This window comes from Shewanella sp., from assembly GCF_041630135.1.
Taxonomy (GTDB): domain Bacteria; phylum Pseudomonadota; class Gammaproteobacteria; order Enterobacterales; family Shewanellaceae; genus Shewanella.
This window is the reverse complement of sequence record NZ_JBFKLW010000050.1, coordinates 14,772-31,212: the sequence shown is the minus strand read 5'-3', so window position 1 is coordinate 31,212 and position 16,441 is coordinate 14,772. Positions and strand designations below refer to the sequence as shown.

16 protein-coding genes and 2 tRNA genes are annotated in these 16,441 nt (G+C 50.3%); 4 read left to right on the top strand and 14 right to left on the bottom strand.

All coding sequences use genetic code 11. The features are described 5' to 3' along the window. Positions 1-62 precede the first annotated feature (62 nt). A tRNA-Asp gene (locus ABYK60_RS13515) sits at positions 63-139 on the top strand. A 392-nt stretch (positions 140-531) separates the two neighbouring features. Here ABYK60_RS13515 and ABYK60_RS13510 read toward each other — a convergent pair. Then, complete coding sequence (locus ABYK60_RS13510; protein WP_372872543.1) at positions 532-2,931, bottom strand: TonB-dependent receptor; 2,400 nt, start codon at positions 2,929-2,931, stop codon at positions 532-534. 730 nt (positions 2,932-3,661) lie between these two features. Here ABYK60_RS13510 and ABYK60_RS13505 point away from each other — a divergent pair. The 3 genes from ABYK60_RS13505 (at position 3,662) to rimI (ending at position 5,138) form a co-directional block, all read left to right on the top strand. After that, positions 3,662-3,738: transfer RNA gene (locus ABYK60_RS13505), tRNA-Trp, on the top strand. 654 nt (positions 3,739-4,392) lie between these two features. Further along, positions 4,393-4,695, top strand: a complete 303-nt coding sequence (locus tag ABYK60_RS13500; protein WP_372872542.1) for a hypothetical protein — start codon at positions 4,393-4,395, stop codon at positions 4,693-4,695. Beyond that, positions 4,692-5,138, top strand: a complete 447-nt coding sequence (gene rimI, locus ABYK60_RS13495) for a ribosomal protein S18-alanine N-acetyltransferase (protein ID WP_372872541.1) — start codon at positions 4,692-4,694, stop codon at positions 5,136-5,138. Before ABYK60_RS13500 ends, rimI begins: the two co-directional genes overlap by 4 nt. An 84-nt stretch (positions 5,139-5,222) precedes the next feature. On the opposite strand, the gene lipA is transcribed toward rimI, so the two are convergent. From lipA to lptE, 13 genes are all read right to left on the bottom strand, one after another. Beyond that, positions 5,223-6,188 (bottom strand): lipoyl synthase, encoded by a 966-nt coding sequence (gene lipA / locus ABYK60_RS13490; RefSeq protein WP_372872540.1) that lies wholly within the window; start codon positions 6,186-6,188, stop codon positions 5,223-5,225. A gap of 1 nt (position 6,189) precedes the next feature. After that, positions 6,190-6,840, bottom strand: a complete 651-nt coding sequence (gene lipB, locus ABYK60_RS13485) for a lipoyl(octanoyl) transferase LipB (RefSeq protein WP_372872539.1) — start codon at positions 6,838-6,840, stop codon at positions 6,190-6,192. Positions 6,841-6,936: 96 nt separating this feature from the next. After that, a complete protein-coding gene (ybeD, locus tag ABYK60_RS13480) occupies positions 6,937-7,203 on the bottom strand; it encodes a DUF493 family protein YbeD (RefSeq protein ID WP_372872538.1) in 267 nt (88 codons plus the stop codon). Between the two features lie 111 nt (positions 7,204-7,314). Continuing rightward, positions 7,315-8,457: a serine hydrolase gene (locus ABYK60_RS13475; protein ID WP_372872545.1), complete on the bottom strand. Its 1,143-nt coding sequence runs from the start codon at positions 8,455-8,457 to the stop codon at positions 7,315-7,317. A 132-nt stretch (positions 8,458-8,589) separates the two neighbouring features. Next, positions 8,590-9,426, bottom strand: coding sequence for a septal ring lytic transglycosylase RlpA family protein (locus ABYK60_RS13470; protein ID WP_372872544.1), 837 nt, complete (start codon positions 9,424-9,426; stop codon positions 8,590-8,592). Further along, positions 9,413-10,408: a lytic murein transglycosylase B gene (gene mltB / locus ABYK60_RS13465; protein ID WP_372872537.1), complete on the bottom strand. Its 996-nt coding sequence runs from the start codon at positions 10,406-10,408 to the stop codon at positions 9,413-9,415. The genes ABYK60_RS13470 and mltB overlap by 14 nt, the downstream gene beginning before the upstream one ends. Before the next feature lie 9 nt (positions 10,409-10,417). Further along, positions 10,418-11,524: a rod shape-determining protein RodA gene (rodA, locus tag ABYK60_RS13460; protein WP_372872536.1), complete on the bottom strand. Its 1,107-nt coding sequence runs from the start codon at positions 11,522-11,524 to the stop codon at positions 10,418-10,420. After that, a complete protein-coding gene (gene mrdA, locus ABYK60_RS13455; RefSeq protein WP_372872535.1) occupies positions 11,521-13,377 on the bottom strand; it encodes a penicillin-binding protein 2 in 1,857 nt (618 codons plus the stop codon). The genes rodA and mrdA overlap by 4 nt, the downstream gene beginning before the upstream one ends. Before the next feature lie 37 nt (positions 13,378-13,414). Further along, positions 13,415-13,885, bottom strand: a complete 471-nt coding sequence (gene rlmH, locus ABYK60_RS13450; protein ID WP_372872534.1) for a 23S rRNA (pseudouridine(1915)-N(3))-methyltransferase RlmH — start codon at positions 13,883-13,885, stop codon at positions 13,415-13,417. Further along, positions 13,885-14,211, bottom strand: coding sequence for a ribosome silencing factor (gene rsfS / locus ABYK60_RS13445; protein ID WP_372872533.1), 327 nt, complete (start codon positions 14,209-14,211; stop codon positions 13,885-13,887). Before rsfS ends, rlmH begins: the two co-directional genes overlap by 1 nt. A 72-nt stretch (positions 14,212-14,283) precedes the next feature. Beyond that, complete coding sequence (gene nadD, locus ABYK60_RS13440) at positions 14,284-14,925, bottom strand: nicotinate-nucleotide adenylyltransferase (protein WP_372872532.1); 642 nt, start codon at positions 14,923-14,925, stop codon at positions 14,284-14,286. Continuing rightward, positions 14,918-15,946: a DNA polymerase III subunit delta gene (gene holA, locus ABYK60_RS13435; RefSeq protein ID WP_372872531.1), complete on the bottom strand. Its 1,029-nt coding sequence runs from the start codon at positions 15,944-15,946 to the stop codon at positions 14,918-14,920. Before holA ends, nadD begins: the two co-directional genes overlap by 8 nt. After that, positions 15,946-16,440 (bottom strand): LPS assembly lipoprotein LptE, encoded by a 495-nt coding sequence (gene lptE / locus ABYK60_RS13430; RefSeq protein ID WP_372872530.1) that lies wholly within the window; start codon positions 16,438-16,440, stop codon positions 15,946-15,948. Before lptE ends, holA begins: the two co-directional genes overlap by 1 nt. Between the last annotated feature and the right edge of the window lies 1 nt (position 16,441).

Below are 16,441 nucleotides of genomic sequence, written 5' to 3'. Positions count from 1 at the left end.
TGTGGGGTCTCCCCATGTGAGAGTAGGTCATTGCCAGACGCCTAATTTGGGCCTAGCCCAAAGGAGCGGTAGTTCAGTTGGTTAGAATACCGGCCTGTCACGCCGGGGGTCGCGGGTTCGAGTCCCGTCCGCTCCGCCAACTTACATGAAGCCTCGCTGGAAACAGCGGGGCTTTTTTGTATTTTCCGCTCCCGAAAGTGCCCAGCTTGCCAAACGATCGGTCCTATCAACTCCAACTATATGCGTAAAAAAGCCTCATCTTCGGAGGTTATTTGCGATTTGCATTCAACTCACGATGCTGTTCGCGTTTCCATTTCCATAAGACTTATTTGTGACGGCAACTATATGATGAGCAATCTTCGTTTCGTTTGTTCCGTTGGTACTCCCATCCAGATACCGGCCGCATACTTATTATTTAATACAATGTTATCGAGTTAGGGCAAAGATCTGAGATGAGCTGGTTTGTCGTATGATTAGAAGTTGAACAGGAGCCAGCAAGCTGGCTCCTTCGTTGGTGAACGCAGAGGCTGTTTAAAAGAACGTATAGTCAAGACGTACGGTGATTGACCTTCCTTCCAAGAATTCTATATATTCCTGGGCTACAGTGTTATCAGTATTCCGACTGCGTGCGCGTTTATATTTTTCAGCTTCTGTATCAAAGATATTATTGACGTGGACGCTGAGTTTAACGTTATCAGAAACTTCATACCGACCAGATAAATTGAAGTAACTGTACGATGGAACGACGTCCTCTGGACGAACATTGAAGTGAGTTTTGTATTCACCATAATAAGTCCAATCTGCTCTGATATAGGCTTGCTTCCCAAACAGCTGGAAGCCCTGATCAAGCGCTAAATAAGCATTCCAATCAGGAACCATGGTCATTTCATCACCTTTGTGTCCGTCGATGGATTCGTTGTCCTCGGTAAGCTCTGAATTGGTATATGATGTATTGAAAGTCATTTCAAGATCATCAGTTAGTCGTGCTCTTGATTCAAATTCAAATCCGCGGGAGCGTGCTTCACCAGCGTTTGCTGTGTAGGTAAAGCCACAAGTATCCATATACACATCGGTTTTAATACCTGTCCAGTCAATCTGGTAAACAGCGGCAGCAAAGTCAAATCGATTATCAAAAACCGATGCTTTAATACCTAACTCATAATTGTCAATTGAATCTGATGTGTACCGACTCTGACGTTTTGAGGCTTGAGGGTCGTTTATACAGGAACCAGGAAGTGGGCCGTTGTTGCCACCTGGACGATAGCCTTCGGAATAGAGGCCATATATTGAAAAGTTATCAGCAGGGCGCCATGAAGCACTGAATTTGTATCGGTTACCAGACTCTTCTCCTCCGACAACAGTTTCAACATCTTCCCACGGTTCATCCCAGTTGGTCCAAATACCACGTTCTGTGGCAATGAACTCATCTTTTAAATCGAAATGGCGTATACCACCATTAAGTTCCAGTTCTCCCATGTCTCCTAAATCAAAGGTATATGCGACATCGGCGAATATAGCGAACTCGCGAGCGTAGTCGAGCTGTGTGGCGCTGTTCCAGTTTTGCTGATTATTACCGAAATATTGTTCACCCATACCAGCCCAATCTACACCGTACCAATATTCCATAATGGCCCAAGCTTTATCTCCGCCTTCATGGTACTGATTCTGGGTGTTAGGGTTGTCTTTCGTTTCGGTTTTATCGTAGAACACGCCGACAGTCCAGCTAAGCGGGCTGCTGGCATCAAGATTCTGCAGGCGTAGTTCATGGGTTGTTTCATTGTAATAGTCATCGTTGATTATCCACGTCAGAAACATATCGTCCCCGTCAAGACGTGTCCAGTTATCCAAAGAGTCCGTCTTGAACTTACGGTATGAACCAGCATAGGTTAACGTTGCAAAATCAAAGAAATTGTTGTCACTAATATTCAGTGTGAATAAATCATTTGAGCTTTCGTACCAGGGATCAAGCCGTTCCCAAATTTGATATTTCTCAGGTACTCCACCCTTAGCTCGCGGTGCTGTACCCATGCGGCATTTTGGACGAGACGCATTAGCCGGACAATCAACGTCATAAACATCGACATCATATCCATACGGTGCATCGGCATTTTCACTCAGGCTGTAATCATAGTAATAGCCAGGGGTCGAACGATCCCCCAGTGCATAACCTCTATCGCTATATTCCACTCGTGAGTAGCCGAGTATCAGGCTAAGGTCATCGGTTGCCTGCCATAGCAATTGATTGCGGATAAATCCACGATCAACATCTGACTGTAGACCTGTATTCATGTTTACAAAAGGCAGCTGGTCGTGTTCCAGGTTTCCATTCACCCTTAATGCAACTTTGCCGTCTATAAGAGGAATGTTTACTCCGAGAGAAATATTGTTGTCGTAGCCGTCAACATCTTTTTCAGAACCGGCCTGAACTGAGCCAAACAACTCAAATTCATCGAGGACTGGTTTTTTAGTAATGATGCGCACGGTCCCACCAATGGCATTAGAACCATAAAGTGTACCTTGAGGCCCCCGAAGTACTTCGACCCGCTCTACGTCTGATAGATTGGTAAAGTTAAATGGGATGTCATCAACGAAAGTTGTTGTTGTATCGGGTGTTGTATCGTTACCGCCACTTAATCCTCTTAAGATAAGCTGATTCCGAGGCATCGCTGCTCCAGCCAAGGTGCGATAGATATCTGTGGCGCTCGTGTAGTTTCTGTCGGCAATTTCCATGGCTGATACACTGGAAATTGCCATTGGGATTTCAACCAGAGTTTCGGTTTTTCTACGAGCAGTTACGGTTATTTTTTCAATACCGGAGGTATCAACAGAGGTTTCTTCTGCAACTGCAGTGATAGGTGATGTGATCAGAGCGGCTAAAACAGCGCAGCTTACCAAGCTTGCTTGCATTACTTTTGGTTTATGCACAGACATAATATTTCCTTATACTCATTTTTGTTGACACCCAAACTAGGTGTAATAACACTATATCGTCACATAGATGTTAAAAAAATGTATATTTTTGGCGTTGGCGATTCTTGGGTTGAATATTTGGACAAGCAAGCCATAAACAGACGTTAATACTTTGGTGTGACCCAAATCGCTTTAGAATAATCGACATTAGTGATCAGGCTGTGGGTGGGTTTGAAGTCTTAGCTCCGATACTTTTATAAATTCATCGGGTTGAATCTATGAACAAGTATTTTTATGTGGCCATCGTTGCAAATATGATGAATAGTTATGCATCTCATTTAGTTGTAACAAAATGTTTGCTTAGGCCTGCATTGAAGAATTGAGTAGAAGGGCTAGAGCGACGCATAATCCCAAATACTATCCAGATTCAAATATAGGTAGCGTTTTTCAGAATCTTTAGCAGTTGGTAGTGCCGGCTTATGTAGGGAACTGGGTTTAGGCATGGTATTGTTGTTATGATTTTGCTTTACCGATAGTAAGCAGGGCTCCCGATTCGCTTTTGTAGTTTATTTCTCTATAAGCAATTGATTTAAAAGTTTATCGAAAGTTAAAAGGTGCTGTCACTGGAACGGGGCAATAGTATTTGGTGCTACAACACTTCTTGTTGGCGGAAAAAGCCGCAAACAAGCGGTTTTCATTTAAAAAGTGCTTTACCTTTAGGGGGGCTTTTTGCATAATGCCCTCCGTCAACAGGGGTGTAGTTCCAATTGGTAGAACAGCGGTCTCCAAAACCGACGGTTGCGGGTTCGAGTCCTGCCACCCCTGCCACATACCAGAAAGGCCGTTCAGGAATGAACGGCCTTTCGTCTTTATAGCTCATAATACCCCTGAACGTCGTATAGCCGGACATGCCTGGCTCTGATTGATTCCTCAAACAGGCTTATTGGTCCTCGGGCATTCCCATGGTGAGTACCGACCCGTAGACTGAAACGTTTACTCTGGCCTTCATTGCAACTTTCCACTGCCGGGGGAATGACGGGGTTGGCGCTGTAGTCAAGGACTTCCCCGCGCCAAATCAGCTGGTAAATGATTTACTGGCATACCGGCCGTCAGCATTTTGCTCAATATCGGTTATCGCAGCAAGGCGCTGGAAGAGCCGATGGCTTTCATCCCAAGGAGTAAGCTGCTCGGCAATACTGTCCATGGTTAGGGTAAAGTCGGTATACTGCAGCTTAAATAACAGCTGCAGGCCGGTGTGCTTTAGAGTGGATATAGGTGTATTCAGCCTCAGATTCTTTAGACTCAACGATAGCTACATGCGCAGTTAATTCAGGCCGTTGGTGATGGTGAGGCGGTTGTGTTGGTGGATCCCCTGATTGATAAGCTCACCCTTGTTTCAGGTCTATTGAATATATGAATTAAAGGCCTTTTTGAAACTGCATTAGCAGATTGCAACGTTCGATTGGATAAATAGGAATGGTAATGGAGAAAGCGGCATACCTGGATGCCATGGGCATTGCCCGTTGGCGTGAGGCTGGCAAGTCTGCGCCTTTATCACCTGAATTGATGCAGGCGCTGAGCAGTATGCTCGAACATCCTTTTTTCACAGAACATAAGTTGGTCGAAGTAAAGTTTCATGAATCTCAGAACCAGAAATCAGCGCCAGCACTGGAACTGGTGTCACGCTTGGGAGATACAGTGACCTTACCGCTCGCTCAGATGGCTACCCCAGAAGGCAAGCGCGCGCTGTGGCACGCTCTTTGTCACTGTGAGGTCTTAGCATGAAGATTGAGCCGTTGTTCCAGCAGGATGCGCCGCAAATGGCGCTTATTGAGGCGCAGGCCCATTCTCATCCTATGTCAGAGGCAATGCTTAGTGATTGTTTCGGGCACTTGTATCGCTGTCGTGGGCTCTACCATGAGGATGCGTTACAGGGATTTACCATAGTGCAGCAGATAGTGGATGAGGCAACCTTGTTTGATATTTGCGTGCTCCCTTGGGCGCAGGGCAAGGGGCTTGGCAAGTTACTGCTGCAGCAGGTGATAGACGATGCCCGCGGCCATAGCGCGCAGGTACTGATGCTTGAAGTTCGTGCCTCCAATACGGCAGCGATTGGCCTGTATCAGCGGCTGGGATTTTGTGAGAGTGGCAGGCGTAAGGGTTATTATCCCTCAGCAGATGGCCGAGAAGATGCTGTATTGATGGATTTAAGGCTTGAGCAAGGCTAAGCCTGTTCCGCACGGATAACCCAATAAAAAACGGCGCTAATGCGCCGTTTTTCAGTTTTAAAGCAGGCTTAATGGCAAACCTGCTTATTTGACTTCCTTGCCCTGGGCCTGCAGATCAGCATGGTAGCTTGAGCGTACCAGTGGACCACAGGCGGCGTGGCTGAAGCCTAAATCTTCGGCAATGGCTTTCAGTTCATCAAATTCCTGAGGGCTTACGTAGCGCTCTACCGGCAGATGGAACTTGGACGGCTGCAGGTACTGGCCCAGAGTCAGCATGTTTACATCGTGCGCACGCAGATCTTTAAGTACCTGAATAATTTCTTCGTTGGTTTCACCCAGGCCCATCATCAACCCTGATTTGGTTGGAATGTTGGGGTGACGCTCTTTAAAGCGCTTGAGCAGATCCAGCGACCATTGATAGTTGGCGCCCGGACGCGCCTTGCGATAGTGCGCCGGTGCAGTTTCCAGGTTGTGGTTGAACACATCCGGTGGGTTGGTGCTTAAGATATCCAGAGCTACATCAATACGGCCACGGAAATCAGGTACCAGGGTTTCAATCTGAATGTGCGGATTCAGGGCGCGGATTTCGCGGATGCAATCGGCAAAGTGCTGGGCACCGCCATCACGCAGATCGTCACGGTCAACAGAGGTGATTACCACGTATTTGAGCTTCATATCGCGGATGGTCTTGGCCAGTTTTACCGGTTCATCTGCATCAGGTTTCAGCGGGCGACCGTGGGCCACATCGCAGAATGGGCAGCGGCGGGTACAAATGGCTCCCAGGATCATAAAGGTCGCTGTACCGTGGTTAAAGCATTCTGCCAGGTTAGGGCAGGCGGCCTCTTCACATACAGAGTGCAGGCCGTTACTGCGCAGAGCTTGTTTGATTTCAGTAATCCGCTGATTGGATGCAGGCAGCTTTACCCGCAACCAATCTGGCTTTCTGAGCATGGTTTCACGCTCGGATGGCATGATTTTTACCGGAATCCGGGCGACTTTGTCGGCGTCACGCAGTTTGACGCCCGGCTGCAATCTTTCGGGTCTGTTCATTTTATTCTGCTAATCCTTGGTGATGTACCAAATGCTCGTAGCCAAGAAGCTGACTGAAGGTTAAAGTCAATTTTTCACCGGCTTCGGTAACCGTCTGTGGGCCACCCAGTGATTTACACTGAACCATTTCCAGTCCGGCATAGCCGCAAGGGTTAATGCGTTGAAAGGGGGTGATGTCCATATCGACGTTGAGTGCAAGACCGTGGAAGGAACAGCCACGGCGGATCCTGAGCCCCAGTGAGGCCACTTTGCGCTCGTCAACATATACGCCGGGGGCATCGGCCTTGGCGTAGGCATCCACACCATAGGCTTTGAGCATCTCTACAATGCTCTGTTCGATATTGGTAACCAGCTCGCGTACGCCGATTTTCAGGCGCTTAATATCCAGCAGAGGGTAGGCAACCAGCTGGCCCGGACCGTGGTATGTGACCTGACCACCGCGGTCGACCTGAATGACAGGAATGTCGCCCGGTGCCAGAATGTGCTCGGCTTTACCGGCTTGTCCCTGGGTAAACACGGGCGGGTGCTCTACCAACCAAAGTTCATCCTGGCTGTGTTGATCCCGGTTGTCGGTATAATGCTGCATGGCGTGCCAGACAGTTTCATAGTCCTGATTTCCCAGGTGTCTGATATGCAGAGTCTTGGCTTGCAAGGGCAACCTCTCCCCCTCAGATTCGGCTTGGCGGCATTATACGCCGCAACAGCCGAAATGTAACACAGATCACGCTTTGCCGAAGCATGAGAAACGTCAAAGTACCCGCTTTACGCCGTCGATGGCGGCAAGTGCTGTGTACAGTGCCTCAATGTGCTCTTTGCTGGTCACGGTTACGCGAATGGTTACAGACACGTAAGTGCCCTTGCTGGAGGCTTTGGTGGTGGGGCTGTAGTCGCCTGGGGCATGTTGTTGCACCACGGCTACCACGCGATCGGCAAGTGTATCGCTGGCATCGCCTACTACCTTAAAGGGAAAGGAACAGGGAAACTCCAGATACTGATCAAAAGTGGTATTCAACATCGTCATCTATCTCAATCATGGGCTCGGGGCACAAATATGGCGGCGATTATAGCCCAATCAAGGTCTGGGGGCGAAAAAAATGCCACCCTGAGGTGGCATCTTTTTTTATGTTTAGCTTAACCAGCTGGCGAACAGTTGCTTAAAGTAGTCCATCAGCTTGGAGAACCAGCTGCCTTCGTTCACTTCCTGCAGGGTTACCAACGGATATTGGGCGATGTCTTTACCATCAAGTTGGAAGAACACACGGCCTACCACTTCGCCTTTGGCGAGTGGTGCTTCCAGCGGCTTGGTCAGTTCAAAGTTGGCCTGCAGCTCTTTGCCTTTTCCGCGGCGAATGGTCAGCGGGGTATCTGTGGCGACGCCCAAGTCGACACTTTCACGATCGCCGTACCAGATTTTCTGGTTAATAAAGCTGTCGCCGGCTTTATAAGGGGTAACTGTTTCGAAAAAGCGGAAGCCGTAAGACAGCAGCTTTTTGCTTTCAGCCTTACGGGCGGCTTCGCTTTTGGCACCCATCACAACGGAAATCAGTCGCATATTGTCCTGGGTGGCAGAAGCAACCAGGTTGTAACCTGCGCCGGAGGTATGGCCGGTCTTTATACCGTCCACATTCATGCTCTTGTCCCACAACAGACCATTACGGTTGTATTGTTTAATGCCGTTGAAGGTAAACTCTTTTTCGGCATAAACACGGTATTCATCCGGTACGTCGCGGATCAAGGCTGCACCCAGAATGGCCATATCGTATGCGGTGGTCTTGTGATTGTCTGAATCCAGACCATGGCTGTTTTCAAAATAGCTGTCGGTCATTCCCAGCTGTTTGGCCCAGGAATTCATCATGTCGACGAAGGCATCTTCGGTGCCGGCAATGTGTTCGGCCATGGCGACACAGGCATCGTTACCTGACTGAATGATAATGCCGCGGTTGAGATCTTCGGCTTTTACCGTTTTGCCCACTTCGATAAACATCTTGGAAGAGTCCGGGAAGTTTTTCGACCAGGCATTTGGTGTAATTTGAACGTCGTCCTGAAGGGAGATGTTGCCGACTTTAATTTCATGACCAATCACATAACTGGTCATCATCTTGGTGAGGCTGGCCGGGTTAAGTTGCTCGTAGGCGTTGCTCTCCGCGATGACCTGTCCGGTGTGGTAGTCCATCAACACAAAGGCTTTGGCATCCACCGAGGGGGCGTCAGGTACAACTGTCGGTGGTGCTGCAAAGGCGCTGGCGGAAACAATGGCCAGGAGCAACATCGAGTTTTGCGTGGTACGTTTAAATGCTTTCATCATTAACTTTACGTTTTCTCAAAAGGTTTTTGAAATAGCCGGAAACTTGCCGAGTGTAACATTAATAGACAAGGGTTTGCAGTGAAGGTTCATTCATGTTCAGGATTTGGGTTCACTGACCAGATACCCACTGGGATAGCCCTGCTGGCGGATTTTTTGCAGCAGCTTGCTGGCAATGCCTTCGTGACCAAGTGGCCCCAGTTGAAGCCGGTACAGATCGCCATTTTTTTGCAGGCGGTAATCCAGCTGGTAGCGAGCCGAAAGCTCTTTACCTAAGTGATGGAGCTTATTGCGGTCGCCGGAAGCCACCAACTGAATGTAATAGTTGTTGGGGTCGGAGGCTGATGCCTGTAACTCCGATTCGGGAGCGGCAAAGTAGATGGTCTCAATTATCACCCTGGCAGTGCCGGTTTTCAGTATATCCAATTTATATGCCGCGGCGTAGGAGAGATCGATAACCCGACCTTCATGGAATGGGCCTCGATCATTGACCCGCACTATGACTTCTTTGTTGTTGTCGATATTCCGCACCTTGACAAAGCTAGGGAGCGGCAGTGTCTTGTGAGCTGCCGTCATGGAATACATATCGTACACTTCCCCATTGGAAGTGTGATATCCATGAAATTTGGTGCCATACCAGGACGCAGTTCCCGATTCCCTGAAATTCTCGGCGCTGGCGAGTACATCATAGGACTTGCCTCTGACCGAGTAAGCTTTATTTCCTTTCCGGCTGTAAGGTTCGTAACGTGGGACTGCATCCGGTACCTTGCTTACATCCGGTGCCGAGTCAGGGTAAGCATCATCTTTCAGATGATAGCGTCCCTTATTGGATTGCTGTTTGCTTTTACTGCTGTCATCCGGTGAGGTCGAACATCCTCCCAGCAATGCCAGACTGATACACGTGGTCAGCCAAATAGCTGTTTTACGGTTTTGCATAGGCGAGTTTGAGCTGGTTACTGAATTCATAGGCTGCCATGGCATAAAGAGGGCTTCGATTATAACGTGTTATCACGTAAAAATTAGTAAGACCGAGCCAATATTCATCACTGTTTTCCTGTTGCAGTTTTATCAACATGGCCGGTTCTGCGGCATTCAAATCTCGGTTGTCTGAAAGCCCTAAATCTTTCCCTAAAATTTCTGCTACTGTGTTTGTCAGCGGCTCGCCGTGCCAGAGCTTGTTGTCAGGGCTTTGGTCTGTGCGATGCATCAGCCTGATGGCCACCGCTTCATTGGATTGCCAGCCATGTTGATGAAAATAGTTGGCGATACTGCCAATAGTGTCTTCGACACTATTGAGCAGATCTCGTTTTCCATCGCCATCGAAGTCTACTCCGTAGTATCGGTAGCTCGATGGCATAAACTGTCCCAGCCCCATGGCGCCCGTGTGCGAGCCGCTGAGGTTGGCCAGCTCAATGCTTTCTGACTTTTCCAATTGTTGCAGCTCGCCCAGTTCTTTTAAGAAAAAACCTGCCTGGGTTTTGTAATGGAAACCCAGGGTGAAGAGGGCATCTTTGACCGGGAACATACCCATGCTTTTGCCATAATGGGTTTCAATACCAATGATGGCCACAATTAACTGCGGTTCTACCCCAAAGGTTTCGGCTGCCCGCGTCAGAGTGGCTTCATTGGTATGCCAGAATTCGAGGCCGGCATTTAGCCGTGCAGCAGTCAATAGTGCTGACCGGTACTGATACCATGGTTTGAATTCGTTTGACTGGTTAATAGCGTCCAGCACTTTGGGGTTATACCTGGCACTTAAGAGAAAGTTATCAATTTGCGCTTCGCTGAAGCCGAGCGCTGTCTGACGTGCGACAAAACTCGCCTTGGCGCTATCGATGGGGGCCGGTTGTCCAGCCAGAGCGGGTGTGACAAAAGCCATGAGGCCGGACAAAACAATCCGGCGCAGAAAGCGTTGCATCGGCGGTCCTTATCGGTCGATGAAGCGTCTGTGAGTCTGAATGCTCATTAGGATGCCAAAACCCGTCATCAATGTCAGCATGGAGGTGCCGCCATAGCTAACCAGCGGTAAAGGTACGCCGACCACCGGCAGAATGCCACTGACCATGCCAATATTCACGAAGATGTAAACGAAGAATGTCAGGGTAATGGAACCGGCCAGCAGCCGAGCAAAGTTTGTTTGCGCGCGGGATGCAATCACCAGGCCGCGGCCAATAATGTAGACATACATCGCAAGCAGGATGACGGCGCCTATTAAGCCAAACTCTTCACCAATCACCGCAAAGATAAAGTCAGTATGGCGCTCGGGCAAAAACTCCAGTTGTGATTGCGTTCCGTGTAACCAGCCTTTGCCATCGACTCCGCCCGAGCCGATGGCAATTTTTGACTGGATGATGTGATAGCCTGCGCCAAGGGGATCTTTTTCCGGATCCAGCAGGGTCATTACCCGACGACGCTGATAATCATGCATCAGGAAATACCAGAGTACGGGCAGAAAAGACAATACCGCAGCGACCAGTCCGAGCACTATGTACCAACTCATACCGGAGAGGAAAAGCACGAAAATGCCGGAGGCAGCTACCAGTATTGAAGTGCCCAAATCAGGCTGCTTGGCAATCAACAAGGTCGGGATCAGCATGATTACGGCTGCCGCAGCCAAATAACGCTTCTTTGGTGGTAAGGTATATTTGCTGATAAACCAGGCCATGGTGATGGGGAAGGCAAGCTTAATCAGCTCTGATGGCTGAAACTCCATAAAGCCAAGATTGAGCCAGCGCTGAGCTCCTTTGTTGATTTCACCGAAAAAGTGTACGCCCAGCAGTAAGATGATGCCGGCAACATAAATAGGCAGTGCCCAACGTCGCAGGATCTCCGGATTAATCTGTGCCATGAAGAGCATGATCCCAAGGGACAGCCCCATGCGCACCAACTGGCGCTCCATCATGCCCGGGTCTTCACCCGAGGCAGACCAAATCACAAACAGGCCAAAGCCCATTACCGCCAGGATCCCCAGCAGCAGTGGCAGGTCGATGTGCATGCGCTGCCAAATATTTTTACGGGCGTGATCTGTACTCATGGCTTTAACTTCCATTGCTCATGCAGCATAAACTCATCCAGCATAGCGCGGGCTACCGGGCCTGCGTTAGCACCGCCCCAACCCGCGTTTTCCATGACTACCGACAAAACAATTTTTGGGTTTTCATAAGGGGCATAGGCCACTATGAGGGCATTGTCTCTCAAGTGTTCGGCAACGGTTTCATGGTTATACTTTTCATCCTGTGCGACCGAAAACACCTGAGCGGTACCTGTCTTCATCGCGGCGGTGTAGCTGGCGTCGGTAAAGCGCGATTTGTGAGCCGTTTGGCGCATGGCCTCATTAATGATTTCCCAGTTTCTTGGGTTTTTTAACATCACAGGCTGCATTTCTTCCGGTGGCCGTTCAATCTTGGCGCTGTTGTCTTTCATGGCTTTGAGCAGATGAGGAACGTAACGCTTTCCACGGTTTGCCATGATGGCGGTGGCATTGGCAAGCTGAATGGGGGTTGCGGTCCAGTAGCCCTGGCCGATCCCAATGGAGATGGTATCTCCGGGATACCATGGCTGATTGTGACGGATCCGTTTCCAATCTGAAGAGGGCATGATACCTGAAGACTCTTCAAAAATATCGATACCGGTACTTTCACCAAAACCGAATTGACCCATGAAATTGGCAATTCGGTTTATGCCCATTTTATGAACCATGTCGTAGAAAAAAATATCGCAGGAATCAACGATGGCGTGGTAAACATCCACATAACCATGGCCCCATTTCTTCCAGTCGCGCCACTTGCGTTCTACCCCCGGCATTTGCCAATAGCCGGGATCCCAAATGCGGGTACGCTCTGTGATGACTTGTTCTTCAAGTCCAAGCAGTGCCATATGAGGCTTAATGGTGGAGGCTGGGGCGTATAACCCCTGAGTGGCGCGGTTAATCAGTGGCCTTGATTTGTCATTAAGCAGCGCACTGTAGTTTTTGGAGCTGATCCCCTGCACAAACAGATTGGGATCGTAGGACGGGCTTGATACCAGTGCCAGGATACCACCATCCCGCGGATCTAATGCGACTATGGTGCCACGGCGACCGGACAGCAGCTCCATAGCCTTCTTTTGCAGGTTGATATCCAGGGTCAGATACAGATCCTGCCCGGGCTGCGGCGGTTCTGTTTTCAAAGTCCGAATGGTTCGGCCGCGGTTATTAACTTCCTCTTCCAGGTGTCCCGGTTTGCCGTGAAGCAGGTTTTCATAATATTTTTCAACGCCCTGCTTTCCTATGTCCTTGGTCGCCGAGTATTCGCTCCAGCGATCAGCACGTTCAAGTGCTGCTCTGTCTTTTGCATTGATTTTGCCTACAAAGCCGAGCACATGAGTCATCAACTCCCCATGTGGATAAAAGCGTTTCAGACCGGCTTCAACTCTTACACCGGGGAACAGGTGTTGGTTAACGCTGAATGCTGCTACCTGTTTTTCGTTAAGATTGCCTTTCACGGTCAGGGGCTTAAAACGGCGGTGATACTTAAGTGCTTCAAGAAAATCTTGTTGTTCTTCTTCTGTCAGCGTGATCACTCCGGATAACCTGTCTAATGTGTCCGGGATGTCTTTGACTTTTTCTGGCACCAGTTCCAGCGAGTAAACCGGCTGATTTTCTGCCAGCAACACACCATTGCGATCGTAAATAAGCCCGCGGCTGGGGGCTACAGGCGTAATACGGATGCGGTTGTCATTGGAGCGGGTGGTGTAATCGGCGTATGAGGTTACCTGCAGGTGATACAGGTTGGTGAGCAGGGCACCAAACAGTGCCAGTACACACAGAAAGGTAAAGATGGCCCGTCGCCGAAACAATGCGGCCTCGGCGGCGTGGTCATGCATGGTTACCCGTTTTTTTGGTGTCACTCAGCGTCTCCGGTGCAAATACGGCGCCACAGGCTAGCTATTCCCTGTGGTAAGGATGATTGTTGTTGATGCTCCAGGCGCGATAGAGACTTTCGGCCACTACAACCCGTACCAGTGGGTGAGGCAGGGTCAGGGCAGAGAGGCACCAGCTTTGTGCTGCCGCTTGCTTACATGCGGGTGCCAGACCTTCCGGACCGCCAATCAACAAACTGACATCGCGGCCATCAAGTTGCCATTTTGACAAGGCCGATGCAAGTTCGGGTGTGGTCCAGTTTTTTCCGGGCAGATCCAAGCTAACAATATGATTGCCTTTAGGAATGGCTGCGAGCATTTGCTCGCCTTCCTTCTGTAGAATGCGGGCAATGTCGGCGTTTTTACCGCGTTTTCCGGCAGGAATTTCCACCAGTTCCAGCGCCATATCTCGCGGGAAGCGGCGCTGATATTCTTCAAATCCCCAGGTGACCCAGTCGGGCATTTTGGTGCCAACGGCAACGAGTTGTAGTTTCATCAGGCGTGTTCTTGCCAGAGTTTTTCAAGTTGATAGAAGTCACGGGTCTGATCCTGCATCACATGCACAATCACATCACCCAAATCCACCAATACCCATTCGCTGGCATCTTTGCCTTCACTGCCAAGGATCTCGATGCCGGCTTCACGGGCCTTGGACATCAGGTTTTCGGCAATAGCGCGCACATGAGTTTTACTGGTACCCGAGCAGATCACCATGTAATCGGTGATCTCGGATTGCTTGCTGACATCCAGAACCACCAAATCCCGGGCTTTGAGATCGCCAACTTTATCTACCACAAATTGCTTGAGCAGCTCGCTTTGCACGCCAGATTACCTCATGTGTTCCACAAAAAAGAGCGGGGCAGTATAGCAGCCCGCAACCGAGGAATACACCGCCTAGCGGTAAAGTCCCCTGTTGTTGATGATGGCCATAACCCCCTCGGGTAGCCATTGGCGCACATCTTCGCCGCTTGCGATGGCGCGGCGGATTTGGCTTGATGAAATATCCCGCTCCAACACCTCTGTGAGCAAAATGCGCCCATGGGGCTCGGACGGTAAGCTGTTCCCGGAATATTGCCGCTCTGCCAAACAGCTGGCCATGGGATGCTGGTCATCAAGACGGTAGCCAGGCCTTTTGCATACCAGTAAATGGCACAGTGCAAACAGCTCTTGCCACCGGTGCCAGCTGGGCAGGTTTAATAACGAATCCATGCCCATCACAAAGTAGAACCTGCGGGCCGGATAAAGTTCCTTGAGTCGTTTCAGGGTTTCTACTGTGTAGCTTGGGGTATGGCGTTTCAATTCGATATCGCACAGGGCAAACCTTGGCTGCGCGTCGATAACTGCGTTCAGCATGGCCAGCCGTGCTTCGACATCAGCATGGGTGCCTTGCTTGTGGGGCGGAATATGGTTGGGCAAAAGCCAGCAGTCATCAAACTGCCATTGCTTACAGGCAGCAAGCAACGGGTCGATATGGCCAAGGTGAGGTGGGTCGAAGGTACCACCAAGTACAGCGGTGTGGCGAAGATTTTCAGTCATGGACGGCTATCAGACGTTGATGGGCGTTGGGATCAAACAGCAGACACAGGTGCATCAGCAGAGTCCAGTCTTCTTCGCCCCTTTGCTTGAGCTTGAGTTCAAGCTGTGATGATAGTGCCAGCATGGCCTCGATTTGGTTGAGGCTCAGGCGTCTGAGTGCCCCGTCATACATGGGCTTGCGTTTGTCCCAAATGCGCAGTTTCGACCACAGTGGGGCCAGCGACTCGCGGGCCTCAGTGGCAGATTTCAGTGTCAGCAGCGTGGTCAGCTCCCTGAATATCGCCCACAGCACTATTGGCATGGCAGTGCCTTCAGCGCGCAGCTGAGCCAGCATATGAGCTGCTCTGTCCTGTTGATTGTTGAGCAAAGCATCGGCAAGCTGAAACACGTTAAAACGGGACTGATCTTCAAAATATTGCTCAAGCTCAGCGGCGCCGACGGTACGTCCCTGGGTCAGCAGTGCCAGCAACTGCAGCGCTTGCTCCGCGGCCAGCAGGTTACCTTCGTACAGGCTTGTCAGCAGTGCCTTGGCGTCGGGCTGCAATTGCAGGCGATGTGCCTGAATGCGGCCTTCGAGCCAACGGTTGAATTGCTGGCCTTCCGGGGTATTGCAGGGCAGGTAGATCCCCGCTTTATCGAGCGCTTTGAACCATTTGCTGTTGGTTTGTTCGCTGGCAAGCTTGGGACCCCGAACAATTAACAGCAAGTCAGGATTGGGCTGGGCCATCAGATTGGCCAGCATGGCGCTGCCTTCGGCTCCGGGCTTGGCCTGAGGCAGGGTGAGTTCAATAATGCGGCGGCTGGCAAAGAGGCTCATGGCCAGCCACTCGTTTTCAAGATCCTGCCAGTTAAAACTGTTTTCCTGCTCCAGACTTATCCGCTCTTCAAATCCCTGCGTCCGGGCGGCTTCGAGCAACTGGCCGCGGGCACTTTCTATCAGCCAGGCTTCATCACCAAACAGGCAATAGCACTGGGCCAGTGGCGACAGATGGCGGCCAAGCTGCTCAGGATATACCCGCATCAGTTTTCTCCGATAGCGGCCAGGGTTTGGATCAGGTTATCGGCAGCCTGCTGGCGCATTTCTTTAAGCAGCAATTCCATCTCGCGGCTCTTTGCCAGTGCGGTACGGGGGTCGTCCAGGTAGTCGCGTCGGATTTCCACGTTAAAGGGCTTGGCTTCTTCACCGGGCATGGCTACGGCAAAGCGTACGTGATAGATAAGCTCGTATTCTGCCACATTACCTGTGGGGTAGAGTGACAGCGTGGTGCGTTCCAGCGTGTCCTTAAGCAGCCTGACTGAAGGTACGCTGGCGTCGGAGGCCACCACCTGCACGCCGGAAAGGCGCAAGCGATCCTTTACCAAACGGGTCAGTTCGCTGTATTCATCGGCGCTGTCTACGCTCAGGGTTTTTAATGAGGATGGGATTTTGTAGCTGCCCTGTAAGCGAAACCCACAGCCGGTGACTACTGTGAGCAGCGCCAGACTTAAGATGGCAGTGAGCAATATTCTAACCATG

What these genes read in the sequence shown, in the direction of transcription:
- mltB (WP_372872537.1), bottom strand. Translation starts at nt 10,408, where the DNA reads ATGCAACGCTTTCTGCGCCGGATTGTTTTGTCCGGCCTCATGGCTTTT.
- ABYK60_RS13475 (WP_372872545.1), bottom strand. Translation starts at nt 8,457, where the DNA reads ATGTTGCTCCTGGCCATTGTTTCCGCCAGCGCCTTTGCAGCACCACCG.
- rlmH (WP_372872534.1), bottom strand. Translation starts at nt 13,885, where the DNA reads ATGAAACTACAACTCGTTGCCGTTGGCACCAAAATGCCCGACTGGGTC.
- ABYK60_RS13470 (WP_372872544.1), bottom strand. Translation starts at nt 9,426, where the DNA reads ATGCAAAACCGTAAAACAGCTATTTGGCTGACCACGTGTATCAGTCTG.
- ybeD (WP_372872538.1), bottom strand. Translation starts at nt 7,203, where the DNA reads ATGTTGAATACCACTTTTGATCAGTATCTGGAGTTTCCCTGTTCCTTT.
- lptE (WP_372872530.1), bottom strand. Translation starts at nt 16,440, where the DNA reads ATGGTTAGAATATTGCTCACTGCCATCTTAAGTCTGGCGCTGCTCACA.
- nadD (WP_372872532.1), bottom strand. Translation starts at nt 14,925, where the DNA reads ATGACTGAAAATCTTCGCCACACCGCTGTACTTGGTGGTACCTTCGAC.
- holA (WP_372872531.1), bottom strand. Translation starts at nt 15,946, where the DNA reads ATGCGGGTATATCCTGAGCAGCTTGGCCGCCATCTGTCGCCACTGGCC.
- lipA (WP_372872540.1), bottom strand. Translation starts at nt 6,188, where the DNA reads ATGAACAGACCCGAAAGATTGCAGCCGGGCGTCAAACTGCGTGACGCC.
- ABYK60_RS13510 (WP_372872543.1), bottom strand. Translation starts at nt 2,931, where the DNA reads ATGTCTGTGCATAAACCAAAAGTAATGCAAGCAAGCTTGGTAAGCTGC.
- rimI (WP_372872541.1), top strand. Translation starts at nt 4,692, where the DNA reads ATGAAGATTGAGCCGTTGTTCCAGCAGGATGCGCCGCAAATGGCGCTT.
- ABYK60_RS13500 (WP_372872542.1), top strand. Translation starts at nt 4,393, where the DNA reads ATGGAGAAAGCGGCATACCTGGATGCCATGGGCATTGCCCGTTGGCGT.
- rodA (WP_372872536.1), bottom strand. Translation starts at nt 11,524, where the DNA reads ATGAGTACAGATCACGCCCGTAAAAATATTTGGCAGCGCATGCACATC.